We start from the raw sequence: 13,369 nt of genomic DNA on the forward strand, positions 1-13,369 counted from the left end.
ATTGACTTAATAATTCACCATCATAAATCAAACCCTTAGCTTCGCTTGTGACAGTGATGTGGCAGCTTGTGCCGCTAATGTGCACAACTCCTCATCAAGGCCGTTTTTGGTCATTTCATGCATCATATTTTGCGTTCCCGAACGCATCGCATTCTCAATGAATACAAGGCTTTCAGCAGGTTTTCAGGTGCTGGACCGACATGACTGACGACCCATTTCGCGCATTATTCAGGGCAATGAAAGCGACGCAGGCGACAAATTGCACAAGTTGCGGTCCAAGCACTGGCAAAAATGCACCTCACTCTAATTTACCAACGATTCAGTGAAGGGACCCATGAAGGAGATCGCCAAGTTCTTCCTGCTGTTGTTGGCCGTTTGCCTGGTCGCCCTGGCAGTCAGTATCGTCCTGCCACCCCCGGACGGCGGCGTGTTCGCCTACAGCGTGCTGCTGTCAGCGATCGCCCTGATGCTGATCATCTGCGGTGACCTGAGCAACGGGCGTATCAACGCGACAGGCGATATCATGCGCGCCATCGAAAGCCGCAGGTCGCTGCGGCTTACCGTCGCCGCCTATCTGCTGGGCTGCTCGATGGTGGCGTCAGTCACCGTACTGATTTATCGGCTGGCCGGACACTGGTGAAGATTTGTTCACTGCTACTTGCAATGTTCTGATGGGGCGAGTAATATCGCCGCCGTTAGTACCAAGCTGAAAATCAATTCCGGTCGACAAGTCCCCCGACAGACACTCCTCCATGCGACGAGAATGTTGGCAACAAGGGATCGACCACCTCGATGGTTTCCAGACATGAACCTTTCGCGCTGATTCACCATTTGGGGTGACAGTGCAGTCATGGCTCTCATGCTCTGCTTCAACCAGCCTGCAATTGATCAGGATCTTCACCCGGAGCGTAGAACCTTTGCTCCTGTTGTGTTGCCTGCCCTCCTAAGTACCTACCGGTCAGCCAGAGCGCCATACGATAAAGCGCGCTTCAACTGCCTGTCTTTGTTCCAGTCAGGTTCTCCGCCCAGCCAGGCTTTTGTATCAAATGTCGGCCCGCGTTTACTGGAATCTTTATTTTTGCACGGTATTGTTCCGTGTTGCTTCAGGAAACACCTTGAATATGAATACTCAGACTCAACATGCAATTCACACATTGACCAACGCTTTTGCCCCGATGAACTGCCTGATCATGGCCGCTCGCAAAGGCTGCTTCAGTTTCACCATCGTCAATGAACACGGCATCGCCCGCCACAGCGAACGCCTGTACCCCGATCAGTACGCCAGCGCCGAACCGCTGCAGGCCGTGATCGAGCGTACCCGTCAGGCCCTCATCGCCTGACGAAAACGCTGCACCGCAAGCCGAAAGCCCCGCACTGCAAAGGCGGGGCTTTTTTTATGCGCGCTTTATAACGGCGGCATTACGCAAGGATAAGGCTCTGGGCCTGCGCTAATTCGCAGGTCCTACTCCTGCGGCGGGATTGTCCTACAAGAATAGCTCTAAATCGGGCTCCTCAGCCTATAGCGCGCCATCGAAAATGTTGGTAATTTTCGAGCGGTGAACAACAAGGAGTTCTAATAATGAAAATAATGACAAAAGCACTGAACCGGACAACGCTTGGACTCGCACTGGGTCTGGCTTCTTCTCAACTGCTCGCTGCCGGCTTTGCCCTCAACGAACAAAGCATCAGCGGCATGGGCACCGGCTTTGCAGGTCGCTCCTCGTCAGCCGATGACGCAAGCACCGTATTCGGCAACCCTGCCGGTATGTCCCGCCTCAAACGTGAACAAATCAGCGTGGGTGCAGCTGCCGTGATCGCCAAGACCGATATCGACAATGGTCGTGGCACATTTGGCGGCAGCAACGACGGCGATATGGTTCCGGTGGTCGGCGTACCCATGGGCTATTACGTCAAACCAATCGATGATCACTGGGCATTTGGTCTGGGCGTGTACGTACCGTTCGGCCTGGTCACCGATTACGAAAAAGGCTTCGCTGGCCGCTACTGGGGTGACAAGAGTCACGTCCAGGTCGTGACCTTCCAGCCGACTGTCAGCTATGCATTCAATGACAAGGTGTCCATCGGTTTCGGCCCGACGATCAACCGTATCGACGGTGAACTGACCTCGGCAACATTGAACGCCGCAACACCGGGCCGTAACGACGGCAAAGTGAAGATCGAAGGCGATGACACCGCAATCGGCTTCAATGCCGGTATTCTGGTGCAGGCTACCGACACCACTCGCCTGGGCCTGACTTACCACTCCAAGGTCGATTACAAGCTCAAGGGCAAGACCAAGATCGAAGGTTCGGGTTTCGGTCCTTTCGGCGGCCAGAAGTATGACGCTTCGCTGGATATCTCCACACCCGAGTCCGTGGACTTCTCCATCACCCAGCAGATCGACGAAAACTGGACGGTCTATGCCGGCAGCACCTGGACTCGCTGGAGCCGCCTGCAAGACATCACCGTCAACAACGATGGCGTCCCTGCCTTACTGGGCGGTTCTGCCGGCCCAATCGGCACCATTACTGAAGAGCAGAACTGGCACGACACCTGGGCGCACGCCATCGGTGCTTCGTACAAGGTCAATAAAGAGTGGACGCTGCGTACCGGTTTCTCCGTTGATCAGTCGCCGACCAACAACGTCAACCGCTCCCCACGCATCCCGACGGGCGATCGCAAGATCATCAGCTTCGGTGCAGGCTGGAGCCCGACCGACGACCTGACCATCGACGTGGCGTACTCGTACCTGCGTGAAGACGAAACCAAGATCCGCGATTCCAGCGCGACCAAAGGTTCGTACAGCGCCGACTACCGTAACACCGCTCACGGCCTGGGCACTTCGGTTACCTATCGCTTCTGATAAGCAACTGCCAGGCTGAAAAAAAGCCCGCAACCCGTAATGGTTGCGGGCTTTTTATTGCGCGCCTTGAGCTCTCAGACCTGCATTGACTGACTAGCGTGCAGATACTCCGAGTCATTGACTGACTATCGTGCCAATGCTCCGCGCCATTGATTGACTATCGTGCCGATGCTCCGCGTCGGCATGCAGTTCTGGACGCTCTGCGTCCTCTATGTGGCGCTCTGCGTCACACAAGGGTTCTGCGATGCCAGGTCGATTCAGACAAGACTCAAGCCGCCCTTTTTTGTCCCCTAAGGCTTAGACGCAATCGCCTTCTCAATGGCTGCGATCAGCTCCGGATCATCCGGCTTGGTCATGCTGGAGAAGTTGGCGATGACCTTGCCCTGACGATCAACCACGTACTTGTAAAAGTTCCAGCGCGGCGCACTGCTCTGCTCGGCCAGCACCTTGAACAAATGGGTCGCATCATCACCGCGTACTGCCTGCGGCTCGGTCATGGTGAAGGTCACGCCATAGTTGACGTAACAGACCTTGGCGGTCTCCTCACCATCCTTGGCTTCCTGTTTGAAGTCATTGGACGGCACGCCCAACACCTCCAGCCCCTGCCCCTTGTAGCGCTGACTCAGCGCTTCAAGGCCTTTGAACTGCGGGGCAAAGCCGCAGAAACTGGCAGTATTGACCACCACCAGCGGCTTGCCGGCGAAGCGCTTGCACAGGTCGATGTTTTCCTTGGCGCGCAGCTTGGGCAACTCGCCTTGCAGCAACGGCGGGCAGTCGGCAGCCATGGCAGCACCGCTCATGGCCAGCAGCAAAAGAGGGATCGAAAAAAAGCGAAGTTTCATCATGGCGGCCCTGGATATTGTTGTCGTCTGCCGACACGCTACCGCATGCCGGAGCGTCTGCCTAGCAAGCGCCCATTCCCAGTTGCAATGCGGCCAGCCCGACATGCTGCCAGGCCCACAAGAGCAATCCCAGCACCACCGCGCCCACCAGCAGCGCCGCCAGCAACGGCCAGCGCCGACTCATGCCAGACTGCCCTGCGCCTGCAAGCGTTCCACCGGGCGCTCGCGCACCGGCCAGTTGAGTGCCGCGGCGAGCAGACTCAGGAGTATCGAGACTTGCCAGATCAGGTCGTAGCTGCCGGTACGGTCATATACCAGCCCGCCCAGCCAGCCACCGAGGAAGGCGCCTAACTGGTGAAACAAAAAGACAATGCCGCCCAGCATCGACAGGTTGCGCACACCGAACAGTGTCGCGACCGTACCGTTGGTCAGCGGCACGGTGGACAGCCACAGCAAGCCCATCGCCACGCCGAACAGATACGCCGTGGTCTGGCTCAAGGGTATCCACAGAAACAATACGATTACTACCGCGCGCAACAGGTAAAGCACGGTCAGCAGCCGGGGCTTGGACATGCGCCCGCCCAGCCAGCCTGCGGTGTAGGTGCCGAAGATATTGAACAGGCCGATCAGGGCCAGCACTGTAGTGCCGACCTTGGCGGGCAGGTGCTGATCCACCAGATACGCCGGTAAGTGCACGCCAATGAATACCACTTGAAAGCCGCAGACGAAGAACCCCAGTGCCAGCAGCCAGAACCCCGAATGCGAGCACGCTTCACGCAGCGCCTCGCCGAGGGTCAGCTCGACGCCGGTGGATACGCTCGGCGTATCCTTGAGCATGCCCACCAGAGGCAGGATCAACGCCACCATCACGCCCAGCACCAGCAAGGCGCCGGACCAGCCCAGCCAGCTGATCAGGCCCAATGTACCGGGCAGCATGGCGAACTGACCGAATGAGCCGGCTGCGCTGGCGATACCCATGCCCATACTGCGTTTTTCCGCAGGCAGCGCACGCCCCACGACCCCCAGGATGACCGAAAACGATGTGCCGGACAGACCGATACCGATCAGCAGACCGGCGCTCAATGAAAGGCTGAGGGAAGAATCGGCGGTACTCATGCACAACAGACCTGCGGCATACAGCACACCGCCGACGAAGACGACTTTCGCCGCCCCGAATCGATCTGCCAGCGCCCCGGCGAAGGGCTGTGCCAGGCCCCACATCAGATTCTGCAGAGCGATGGCAAAGGCAAAGACTTCGCGTCCCCAGCCAAACTCGGCGCTCATGGGCGCCAGAAACAGACCGAAGCCGTGCCGCGTACCGAGTGAAAGCGCAAGAATCAGCGCACTCCCCAGCAGAACCCAGCCACTGGTACGCCAGATCGATGTCATGGTTGAGCTCCCTGCGCTGTGTGTTACATGGTTTTACCCGCGATTGGCGAAGCTACGCGCTGCCGGTAAAAGCTGTCAACAAAGCGTTGCGCAGGGTCTCAAAGCAACGCCAGCGTCAGCAGCACCGCCAACTCCAGCAGCTCGAGCAATGCCCCGGCCGTATCGCCGGTGCATCCGCCCAGACGGCGCATCATCAGCTGCCGCAACCAGAAGAAACAGACGGCGCAGACCAGCAATACGTCTACCCCCGACCAGCCGGCGAGCAGCACGCACGCAATGGCGGTGGCGAGCAAAACCTTGCGTCCAGGGCCGTGCGGCAGGTGATCAGCCAGCGCCTGCCCCAGCCCGCCGGAACGCACATACGGCGTCCCCAGAAACAGCCCAAGCATGGCCGCGCGCCCGATCACCGGCGCCAACAGCAGCCAGACACTGGCATGGCTCTCGATCAGCGCCAGAATCGCAGCAAACTTGAGCAGCAACACCAGGACCAGCGTGACCACGGCGATAGGCCCGCTGCGTGGGTCTTTCATGATCTTCAGGGTGCGTTCACGGTCACCGAAGCCGCCCAGCCAGGCGTCAGCACTGTCGGCCAGACCGTCCAGATGCAAGCCGCCGCTGAGCAACACCCAGGCAGTGAGTACCAGCGCAGCGTGCAGCATCAGCGGCGTACCACTGAGCAGCGTGTTGAAGCCCAGCAGCAGCGTGCCGAACACCGCCCCCACCAACGGGTAAAACAGCAAGGAACGCCCCAGCTCTTTGGGGCTCGGCATGCCGGGCAGCCTGATCGGCAGGCTGCCGAGAAATTGCAGGGCGATCCAGAACGGCAGCATCTCAGACCTCCGTGAGTACGCGATCAGCAGCGACCTGAATCGACAACAGCGCGCCATGCCCGACCACCACCTGCAACAGTTGCTCACGTGGCAGGCCACGCGCCTGCGCCAACAGCAGGCGCATGACACCGCCATGACTGACCAGCAACACGCGCTCACCGGCATAAGCCTGATACAGACGCTCAACGGCACTCAATACCCGGTTCGAGAAATCCACTACCGGCTCGCCATTGGGAGGTGTGAACGCATAAGGATCCGCCCAGAACAGACCCAGGCCCTCAGCATCGGTTTCCATGAGTTGCGCAGGGCTGCGCCCTTCCCAGTCGCCGAAATGCAGCTCCTGCAAGCCGGGCTCCAAGTGCAGGGGCAACGACAAGCGCTGCGCCAGCTCTTCGGAGAAACGTGCGCAACGTTGCAGCGGCGAGCTGACAATCCGCGTCCACGGTCCGCCACCGGCCACTGCCGCACGCATCTGCTGCCAGCCAGGCTCGGTCAGAGCGTCGTCGATGCTGCCGCGCAGGCCGCCGCCCCGTTCGGTTTCGCCGTGACGCAACAAGTCCAGGTGCAAGGTCATGCGGGGCGGTCCGCCACAGCCGCTTCGGCAAATGTCGCCATGCCGTTGTGCAGCTCGCACGCCAGGCGCACCAGCGGCACTGCCAGTGCGGCACCACTGCCCTCGCCCAGACGCAAACCGAGGTCCAGCAACGGTTCGGCCTGCAGCGTTTCCAGCAGATGCCGGTGGCCCGGTTCGGCGCCCCGATGACCGAACAACAACCAGTTACGGCAGGAAGGGTTCAGGCGTACCGCCACCAGCGCGGCCACGCTGCAAATGAAACCGTCGACCAGTACCGCGATACCTTCCTGCGCGCAGGCCAGGTACGCACCCGTCAGCGCAGCGATTTCGAAGCCGCCCAGGCAGAACAGGCTGTTTAACGGGTCACCGGCCTGCTCGGCGTGCAAGGCCAGTGCGCGCTCGATGACACGCGTCTTGTGCTGAATGCCCTCGGCGTTCAGCCCGGTGCCCGGCCCGACCAGCAACGGCGCGGCGCACTCCAGCAGCGAGCAGGCAACTGCGCTGGCGGCGGTGGTGTTGCCGATGCCCATCTCGCCACCGATGAACAGTTCAGTGCCGACAGCCTTGGCGCGCAATACGCTGTCACGCCCGGCCTGCAGGGCGGCGAGTCCCTGCTCGACACTCATGGCCGGCCCATGGGCAAAATTGGCGGTGCCCGCGCCAATGCGCAGATGGCGCACCCCGGGCAGATCCATTGGCGACACGGTGCCCAGATCGACCACGTCCAGTTGTGCGGAGAGCTGACGCGCCAGCACGCTGATCGCGGCGCCGCCATTGACGAAGTTGTGCAGCATCTGCCCGGTGACTTCCTGTGGGTACGCCGACACGCCTTCTGCGACGACCCCATGATCAGCGGCAAAAATCGCGATCCACAGTTGATCGACGGCCGGACGCTCACGCCCCTGCAGACCGGCCAGTTGCACCGCCAGGCGCTCCAGTTGCGCCAGTGATCCGGCGGGTTTGGTCAGTTGCTGCTGACGGGCCAGTGCCGCCTCGCGCATCGGCACATCAATAGCCTGTGCAGGCTTGAGCCACCAGGAATTACTCATAGCGCGGTTCCTTTCAACGTCAGGGGCAAGCCGGCAACGGTCAACACGACACGCTGGCAACGCTCGGCCAGCGCTTGATGCAACAGGCCGGCTTCATCGACATAGCGACGGGTCAGTTCGCCGAGCGGCACGACGCCAAGCCCGGTTTCGTTGCTGACAAAAATGATTTCACCCGGCAGCCCGGCGAGGCTGTCGAGCAGGGATTCACGTTCTTGAAGCAAGCGCTCGGGGTTGTCGAGCATCAGCAGATTGGTCAGCCAGAGAGTCAGGCAATCGACCAGCAGGCAGCAATCGGGCGCCGCCTTTTCGCGCAGCACCCGCGCCAGCTCGATCGGTTCTTCGACCAATCCCCAGTGCTCGGGACGGCGTGCGCGATGGCTGGCAACACGCTGATTCATTTCGCCGTCCAGCGGCTGACTGGTAGCAATGTAGGTCACCTCCAGCGCGCTGTCGGCGGCCAGTTTTTCCGCCAGGCGACTCTTGCCGGAACGCGCGCCGCCGAGGATCAATTGCAGCATTCAGTTCGCCTCCAGGCCACACAGTTCGCGAAGCAATGGGCCGTCAAGGTGCTTTTCCACCAGGTCCGCCAGACGTTCGATGTCACGCTCGCGCAGGGCGTGATAATCGACGGATTGCACGTTCGCCAACCCCGCCCAGCGCAGCAACGCGCTACACGCAGCAGGTGATTCGAACAGGCCGTGCAGGTAAGTCCCCAGCACCAGCCCGTCGGCACTCTGCGCGCCATCGCAACGCCCATCGTCCAGTTGCACGGCAGCCTGCTCCAGCGCCGGCCCTGTCGTTACGCCGGCATGAATTTCGTAACCGCTGACCTCGGCATCTTCCAGGGTCAGACGACCGCGCACATTGCGCAGTTGCTTTTCCGCTTCCAGCACCGTGCTCATGGCCAGCAAGCCGAACCCGGCACTGGACCCGGCTGCGCCTTCCAGCCCGAGTGGATCGTGTACCTGCTCACCGAGCATTTGCAGGCCGCCGCAGATGCCCATCAGCTTGCCGCCGTAACGCAAATGCCGAGCGATGGCGGTGTCCCAGCCATTGTTGCGCAGGTAGTTCAGATCGCTGCGCACGCTCTTGGAGCCGGGCAGAATGATCAGGTCCGCAGGAGGAATCGCCTTGCCGGGCCCGATGAATTGCAGATTGACCTGAGGGTGCAGGCGCAACGGGTCGAAGTCGGTGTGATTACTGATGCGAGGCAGCACCGGGACCACCACGTTCAGCACATGCTCGACCTTGTCGGTCTGACGCTGGTCCAGGCCGTCTTCGGCCTCCAGGTGCAGATCCATCACATAGGGCAGCACGCCAACCACCGGCTTGCCGGTGCGTGCTTCCAGCCAGTCCAGGCCCGGCTGCAACAAGGCGATGTCGCCACGAAAACGGTTGATGATGAAACCCTTGACCCGCGCCTGCTCGCTGAGCGACAGCAACTCTAGCGTGCCGACCAGATGGGCAAACACCCCGCCACGATTGATGTCGGCAATCAGCAGCACCGGGCAGTCGACCGCCTCGGCAAATCCCATGTTGGCGATATCGTTGGCGCGCAGGTTGATCTCGGCCGGTGAACCCGCGCCCTCGACCACGATCACCGGATAGCTTTCACCCAGGCGCCGATGCGATTCCAGCACCGCCTGCATGGCGATCTCTTTATAGCCGTGATACGCCACCGCGTTCATGGTGGTCACGGCGCGGCCGTGAATGATCACCTGCGCGCCGGTGTCACTGTTGGGCTTGAGCAGCACCGGGTTCATGTCGGTGTGCGGTTCGAGGTAGCACGCCTGCGCCTGCACGGCCTGTGCGCGGCCGATCTCGCCGCCGTCTGCGGTCACCGCGCTGTTGAGCGCCATGTTCTGCGGCTTGAACGGCACGACCTTGACGCCCTGGCGGGTCAGCCAGCGGCACAGGGCCGTCACCAGGGTGCTTTTGCCGGCATCGGAGGTGGTGCCTTGTACCATCAGCGTGCTCATGGGTATTCCTTGCGGTATTCAAGCAGAACATCGTGCAGCCGCAGCCAGTCGGCCTCGTCGCAGGGCAGGCCAAAACGCAGACTGGACGACTCGGGGGAATCACCCTTGAACAGGCGCAGCAGCACGCCACGCAGCGCACAAAACTCATAGAGCGTCTGCGCTTCAGGGGTCACCAGCCATTGAAACAGCGCACAGCCGCCTTGCGGGGTCAGGGCGTACTGGTCGAGCAGCGCCACCAGCCGGTCGCGGGCCTGCTCACAGCGCTCACGCTGACGCGCCTGCCCCTGCTGATCGCTGAGGCACACCTGACCGATGATCCGGGTTGGCCCACTGACCGACCAGGGGCCGATTTCCTGCGCCAGCATCCTCAACAACACCGGTTCGGCCATGACAAAACCGAGCCGGACGCCGGCCAGGCCGAAAAACTTGCCAAACGAACGCAGGACGATCAGCCCGGTGCGCCACGTCTCGGCCGCCAGGCTCATGCCCGGCGTGTTATCCATGAACGCTTCATCGACGACCAGCCAGCCACCGCGCTCAGCCAGTCGCGCATGCCACTCCAGCAGGCGCTCGGCGCTCAGGTGCAGGCCGGTCGGGTTGTTGGGGTTGACCACCACCAGCACGTCCAGGCTGTCGAGGAAGTATTCGACCTCCTGCTCACCTACCTCACGCACCACGAAACCGTTCTTGCGCCAGGCATGCGCGTGCTCTGCGTAGCAGGGCGACAGAACGCCGACCCGCCCTGCGCTGCGCACCCGCGGCAGCGCCTGAATCGCAGCCTGCGAACCGGACACCGGCAATAACCGGGTCACGCCGTAATAAGTGCAGGCCGCCGCTTCCAGACCATCGTCGGTCTCGGGCAACCGCGCCCAGGCACGCGTCGGGATCTCCGGGATGGGCCACGACCAGGGTGCGATCCCGGTGGACAGGTCCAGCCAGTCGGCCAGATGAATACCGTAATGCTGCGCCGCCGCGCGCAACCGCCCGCCGTGCTCAAGCATAAAATTCAGCCGCCACGCAGATGACCAGCAGCCATAACCACACGCCGCGCTGCACCAGTTGCCAGCCGCGATCGATCGAGTCCGCATCGGCAGGCGCACCGTCGCCCAGTTGCGGACGCTGATGCAGCTCGCCGTGATAGATCGCCGCGCCACCCAGCTCGACACCCAGCGCGCCTGCGCCAGCGGCCATCACCGGACCGGCATTCGGACTGTCCCAGGCCGGAGCCTGTGTGCGCCAGCAACGCAGCGCCAGTCGGGTCTTGCCCAGCAAGGCGTAGGTCAATGCCACAAGACGTGCGGGAATATAGTTGAGCAGATCGTCGATCTTCGCCGCAGCCCAGCCAAAACGCTCAAAGCGCTCGTTGCGGTAGCCCCACATGGCGTCCAGCGTGTTGCTCAGCCGGTACAGCACCACGCCGGGCGCACCGGCCACCACGAACCAGAACAGCGCAGCGAACACCGCATCGCTACCGTTCTCCAGCACCGACTCGGTGGCAGCGCGGGCGACTTCGGTAGCGTCCAGCTCAGTGGTCTGGCGACTGACCAGATAACCGACGCGCTGACGTGCTTCGATCAGATCATCACTGCGCAGCGCTTGCGCCACCGGCTGAACGTGCTCGCCCAGGCTGCGCATGCCCAGCGCGCAATACAGCGCCAGAATCTCGAACAGCCAGCCCACGCCAGGCAACCAGCTCAGCAGCGTGGCCAGCAACGTCAGCGGCACAACAGTGATGACCCAGGCGGTAACGCCGTGACTGCGCCAGCCACGGCCGCCACTGTTGAAACGCTGCTCGACCCGACTGGCGAAGTTGCCGAACGCCACCAGCGGATGCCATCGTTTCGGCTCACCGAGCAGCGCATCCAGCGCGACCCCGGCGACGCTCAGCAGCGCCACACTCATTGACTCACTCCCCATTGATTCTCGTACAGCAACTCATGCAGCGGACGCGCCTGCGCCCAGCCTTCCATCACCAGCATTGGCGCGGGATAAAATTCCTTGACCGGGCCCAGGCAAATGATCGCCAACGGCTTGGCGCCGTCAGGCATGCCCAGCAGTTCGGCCAGCGCCTCGGGGTCGAACAGCGACACCCAGCCCATGCCCAGGCCTTCTGCACGCGAGGCCAGCCACAGGTTCTGGATCGCGCAGGACAGCGAAGCCATGTCCATTTCCGGCAAGGTGCGCCGGCCGAAAATGTGTTGCTCACGCCCTTCCATCAGCGCGGCGACCAGCACTTCTGCACAGTCGTTGATGCCTTCGACCTTGAGCTTCATGAATTCGTCGGTGCGCTCACCCAGCGCCTCGGCGGTCCGGATACGCTCTTGCTCTACCTGCGCCTGCATCCTGCCGCGCAATAGCGGGTCGCTGATGCGGATGAAGCGCCACGGTTGCATCAGCCCGACGCTGGGGGCCTGATGCGCGGCCTCCAGCACACGTGCCAGCAGCTCGGGCGCGACCGTGCCGCCGATGAAGTGGCGCATGTCGCGACGTTCGGCGATGGCGCGGTACACCGCAGCCCGCTCTTCGGGGCTGAACGCTTGCTCGGTCATGGTTTGAACAGCGCCGCGATCGCCTGAGGGCAGGAAGGAAAATAGAAATGCACGTAGGACGCGGTCAGGCGACCCAGGCGATAGACCGCTTCTGCGCCGCGCCCGCCATTGGGGCTGACGCCACGCGCAATCGGCTGCAGCTCGGTGCTGGTCAGCGAATGGTGATAAGTGTGACCGTGCAGCGTGCCCTCGGGCAGCTCGACGGCTTGCAAGGCCAGCGCGGCCAGACGCTTCTGCATGACCGCTTCACCGGACAGCAAGCCGACCAGTTCGGCGCGCACGCCCTCGACATCGGTCAAGGCTTCGAGCAAATAGAGCATGCCGCCGCACTCGGCGAGAATCGGCTTGCCGGCAATATGGTGAGCCCTGATCGAAGCCTGCATCGTGCCATTGGCGGCCAGCGCGACGTGGTGCAGCTCCGGGTAGCCGCCTGGCAGGTACAGGCTGTCGGCGTCGGGCAGCTCGCGATCATGGATCGGCGAGAAGAAGCTCAGTTCGGCGCCCATGTTCCTCAGCAGGTCCAGGCTCGCGCCATACAGAAAGGCAAAGGCTTCGTCGCGCGCGATGGCGATGCGGATGCCGCGCAGCAGCGGCTCGACCTGCACCGGGTCGGGCGCAGTAAAGGTCACGGCCGGCGGCAAGGCCACTTCGCAGGTGCTGGCCAGCGCCGCAGCCGCCATGTCCAGACGCACGTCCAGATCATTGAGCTCACTGGCCTGGACCAGCCCCAGATGGCGGCTGGGCAATTCGAAGCCGACCTCCCGGGACAGGGCGCCGTACCAGCGCAGGCCTTCGGTCAGGCTGTTCTCCAGCAACTGCGCATGGCGTACCGTGCCGACGCGATTGGCCAGCACGCCGGCGAACGGCAGATCAGGCTGATAGCGCGCCAGGCCCAGCGCCAGTGCGCCAAACGTCTGCGCCATGGCCGTGCCGTCGATCACACCGAGTACCGGCACGCCAAAATGCCGGGCCAGGTCGGCGCTCGACGGCGTGCCATCGAACAGGCCCATGACCCCTTCGATCAGAATCAGGTCGGCCTCGTCAGCCGCTTCCCACAACAGGCGACGGCTTTCATCGGCACCGACCATCCACATGTCGAGTTGATAGACCGGCGCGCCACTGGCCCGCTCGAGAATCATCGGGTCGAGAAAGTCCGGGCCGCACTTGAACACCCGGACCTTGCGCCCCTGGTTGCGGTGCAGGCGTGCCAGTGCAGCGGTCACCGTGGTTTTGCCTTGCCCGGAGGCAGGCGCAGCGATCAGTACCGCCGGGCAATCACGCGGGGCTCTCATTG

General features: G+C 62.2%; 15 protein-coding genes. 3 read left to right on the forward strand and 12 right to left on the reverse strand.

Annotated features, from left to right (window positions below):
* Window positions 1–334 precede the first annotated feature (334 nt).
* The 3 genes from AC54XV_RS18870 to AC54XV_RS18880 all read left to right on the forward strand — a co-directional run bounded on the left by AC54XV_RS18870 (window position 335) and on the right by AC54XV_RS18880 (window position 2,863).
* Window positions 335–640 carry a hypothetical protein gene (locus AC54XV_RS18870; protein ID WP_003404260.1) on the forward strand — a complete coding sequence of 102 codons (306 nt, stop codon included), beginning with the start codon at window positions 335–337 and terminating at the stop codon, window positions 638–640.
* A gap of 481 nt (window positions 641–1,121) precedes the next feature.
* Window positions 1,122–1,340: a hypothetical protein gene (locus tag AC54XV_RS18875; protein WP_002554588.1), complete on the forward strand. Its 219-nt coding sequence runs from the start codon at window positions 1,122–1,124 to the stop codon at window positions 1,338–1,340.
* Between the two features lie 239 nt (window positions 1,341–1,579).
* The gene (locus tag AC54XV_RS18880) at window positions 1,580–2,863 is read left to right on the forward strand and encodes an OmpP1/FadL family transporter (protein WP_024652837.1); all 1,284 of its coding nucleotides are present in this window, start codon (window positions 1,580–1,582) and stop codon (window positions 2,861–2,863) included.
* Between the two features lie 290 nt (window positions 2,864–3,153).
* On the opposite strand, the gene AC54XV_RS18885 is transcribed toward AC54XV_RS18880, so the two are convergent.
* The 12 genes from AC54XV_RS18885 to AC54XV_RS18940 all read right to left on the reverse strand — a co-directional run bounded on the left by AC54XV_RS18885 (window position 3,154) and on the right by AC54XV_RS18940 (window position 13,367).
* Window positions 3,154–3,705 carry a glutathione peroxidase gene (locus AC54XV_RS18885; protein WP_003404262.1) on the reverse strand — a complete coding sequence of 184 codons (552 nt, stop codon included), beginning with the start codon at window positions 3,703–3,705 and terminating at the stop codon, window positions 3,154–3,156.
* A gap of 61 nt (window positions 3,706–3,766) precedes the next feature.
* Complete coding sequence (locus AC54XV_RS18890; RefSeq protein ID WP_032611050.1) at window positions 3,767–3,889, reverse strand: hypothetical protein; 123 nt, start codon at window positions 3,887–3,889, stop codon at window positions 3,767–3,769.
* Entirely contained in the window at window positions 3,886–5,094 is a 1,209-nt protein-coding gene (locus AC54XV_RS18895) for an MFS transporter (RefSeq protein WP_011268578.1), read from the reverse strand. The genes AC54XV_RS18890 and AC54XV_RS18895 overlap by 4 nt, the downstream gene beginning before the upstream one ends.
* Window positions 5,095–5,192: 98 nt before the next feature.
* Window positions 5,193–5,924 carry an adenosylcobinamide-GDP ribazoletransferase gene (locus AC54XV_RS18900; RefSeq protein WP_060400086.1) on the reverse strand — a complete coding sequence of 244 codons (732 nt, stop codon included), beginning with the start codon at window positions 5,922–5,924 and terminating at the stop codon, window positions 5,193–5,195.
* 1 nt (window position 5,925) lies between these two features.
* Window positions 5,926–6,498 carry an alpha-ribazole phosphatase family protein gene (cobC, locus tag AC54XV_RS18905; protein WP_060400085.1) on the reverse strand — a complete coding sequence of 191 codons (573 nt, stop codon included), beginning with the start codon at window positions 6,496–6,498 and terminating at the stop codon, window positions 5,926–5,928.
* The gene (cobT, locus tag AC54XV_RS18910; protein WP_060400084.1) at window positions 6,495–7,547 is read right to left on the reverse strand and encodes a nicotinate-nucleotide--dimethylbenzimidazole phosphoribosyltransferase; all 1,053 of its coding nucleotides are present in this window, start codon (window positions 7,545–7,547) and stop codon (window positions 6,495–6,497) included. The genes cobC and cobT overlap by 4 nt, the downstream gene beginning before the upstream one ends.
* Window positions 7,544–8,065: a bifunctional adenosylcobinamide kinase/adenosylcobinamide-phosphate guanylyltransferase gene (gene cobU / locus AC54XV_RS18915; RefSeq protein WP_024638871.1), complete on the reverse strand. Its 522-nt coding sequence runs from the start codon at window positions 8,063–8,065 to the stop codon at window positions 7,544–7,546. The genes cobT and cobU overlap by 4 nt, the downstream gene beginning before the upstream one ends.
* On the reverse strand, window positions 8,066–9,526 hold the full coding sequence (locus tag AC54XV_RS18920) for a cobyric acid synthase (protein WP_104652880.1): 1,461 nt from the start codon (window positions 9,524–9,526) through the stop codon (window positions 8,066–8,068).
* The gene (gene cobD, locus AC54XV_RS18925; protein ID WP_024638869.1) at window positions 9,523–10,527 is read right to left on the reverse strand and encodes a threonine-phosphate decarboxylase CobD; all 1,005 of its coding nucleotides are present in this window, start codon (window positions 10,525–10,527) and stop codon (window positions 9,523–9,525) included. Before cobD ends, AC54XV_RS18920 begins: the two co-directional genes overlap by 4 nt.
* Entirely contained in the window at window positions 10,520–11,428 is a 909-nt protein-coding gene (gene cbiB, locus AC54XV_RS18930) for an adenosylcobinamide-phosphate synthase CbiB (RefSeq protein WP_487212800.1), read from the reverse strand. The genes cobD and cbiB overlap by 8 nt, the downstream gene beginning before the upstream one ends.
* Complete coding sequence (gene bluB, locus AC54XV_RS18935) at window positions 11,425–12,075, reverse strand: 5,6-dimethylbenzimidazole synthase (protein WP_003404272.1); 651 nt, start codon at window positions 12,073–12,075, stop codon at window positions 11,425–11,427. Before bluB ends, cbiB begins: the two co-directional genes overlap by 4 nt.
* On the reverse strand, window positions 12,072–13,367 hold the full coding sequence (locus AC54XV_RS18940; protein WP_024659858.1) for a cobyrinic acid a,c-diamide synthase CobB: 1,296 nt from the start codon (window positions 13,365–13,367) through the stop codon (window positions 12,072–12,074). Before AC54XV_RS18940 ends, bluB begins: the two co-directional genes overlap by 4 nt.
* Between the last annotated feature and the right edge of the window lie 2 nt (window positions 13,368–13,369).

Source organism: Pseudomonas fragariae (ex Marin et al. 2024), from assembly GCF_059621105.1.

Coding starts and splice junctions, on each gene's coding strand:
- cobT (WP_060400084.1), bottom strand. CDS start 7,547: ATGAGTAATTCCTGGTGGCTCAAGCCTGCACAGGCTATTGATGTGCCG.
- AC54XV_RS18900 (WP_060400086.1), bottom strand. CDS start 5,924: ATGCTGCCGTTCTGGATCGCCCTGCAATTTCTCGGCAGCCTGCCGATC.
- AC54XV_RS18895 (WP_011268578.1), bottom strand. CDS start 5,094: ATGACATCGATCTGGCGTACCAGTGGCTGGGTTCTGCTGGGGAGTGCG.
- cobU (WP_024638871.1), bottom strand. CDS start 8,065: ATGCTGCAATTGATCCTCGGCGGCGCGCGTTCCGGCAAGAGTCGCCTG.
- cobD (WP_024638869.1), bottom strand. CDS start 10,527: ATGCTTGAGCACGGCGGGCGGTTGCGCGCGGCGGCGCAGCATTACGGT.
- bluB (WP_003404272.1), bottom strand. CDS start 12,075: ATGACCGAGCAAGCGTTCAGCCCCGAAGAGCGGGCTGCGGTGTACCGC.
- cbiB (WP_487212800.1), bottom strand. CDS start 11,428: ATGAGTGTGGCGCTGCTGAGCGTCGCCGGGGTCGCGCTGGATGCGCTG.
- cobC (WP_060400085.1), bottom strand. CDS start 6,498: ATGACCTTGCACCTGGACTTGTTGCGTCACGGCGAAACCGAACGGGGC.
- AC54XV_RS18880 (WP_024652837.1), top strand. CDS start 1,580: ATGAAAATAATGACAAAAGCACTGAACCGGACAACGCTTGGACTCGCA.
- AC54XV_RS18940 (WP_024659858.1), bottom strand. CDS start 13,367: ATGAGAGCCCCGCGTGATTGCCCGGCGGTACTGATCGCTGCGCCTGCC.
- AC54XV_RS18890 (WP_032611050.1), bottom strand. CDS start 3,889: ATGAGTCGGCGCTGGCCGTTGCTGGCGGCGCTGCTGGTGGGCGCGGTG.
- AC54XV_RS18870 (WP_003404260.1), top strand. CDS start 335: ATGAAGGAGATCGCCAAGTTCTTCCTGCTGTTGTTGGCCGTTTGCCTG.
- AC54XV_RS18885 (WP_003404262.1), bottom strand. CDS start 3,705: ATGAAACTTCGCTTTTTTTCGATCCCTCTTTTGCTGCTGGCCATGAGC.
- AC54XV_RS18920 (WP_104652880.1), bottom strand. CDS start 9,526: ATGAGCACGCTGATGGTACAAGGCACCACCTCCGATGCCGGCAAAAGC.
- AC54XV_RS18875 (WP_002554588.1), top strand. CDS start 1,122: ATGAATACTCAGACTCAACATGCAATTCACACATTGACCAACGCTTTT.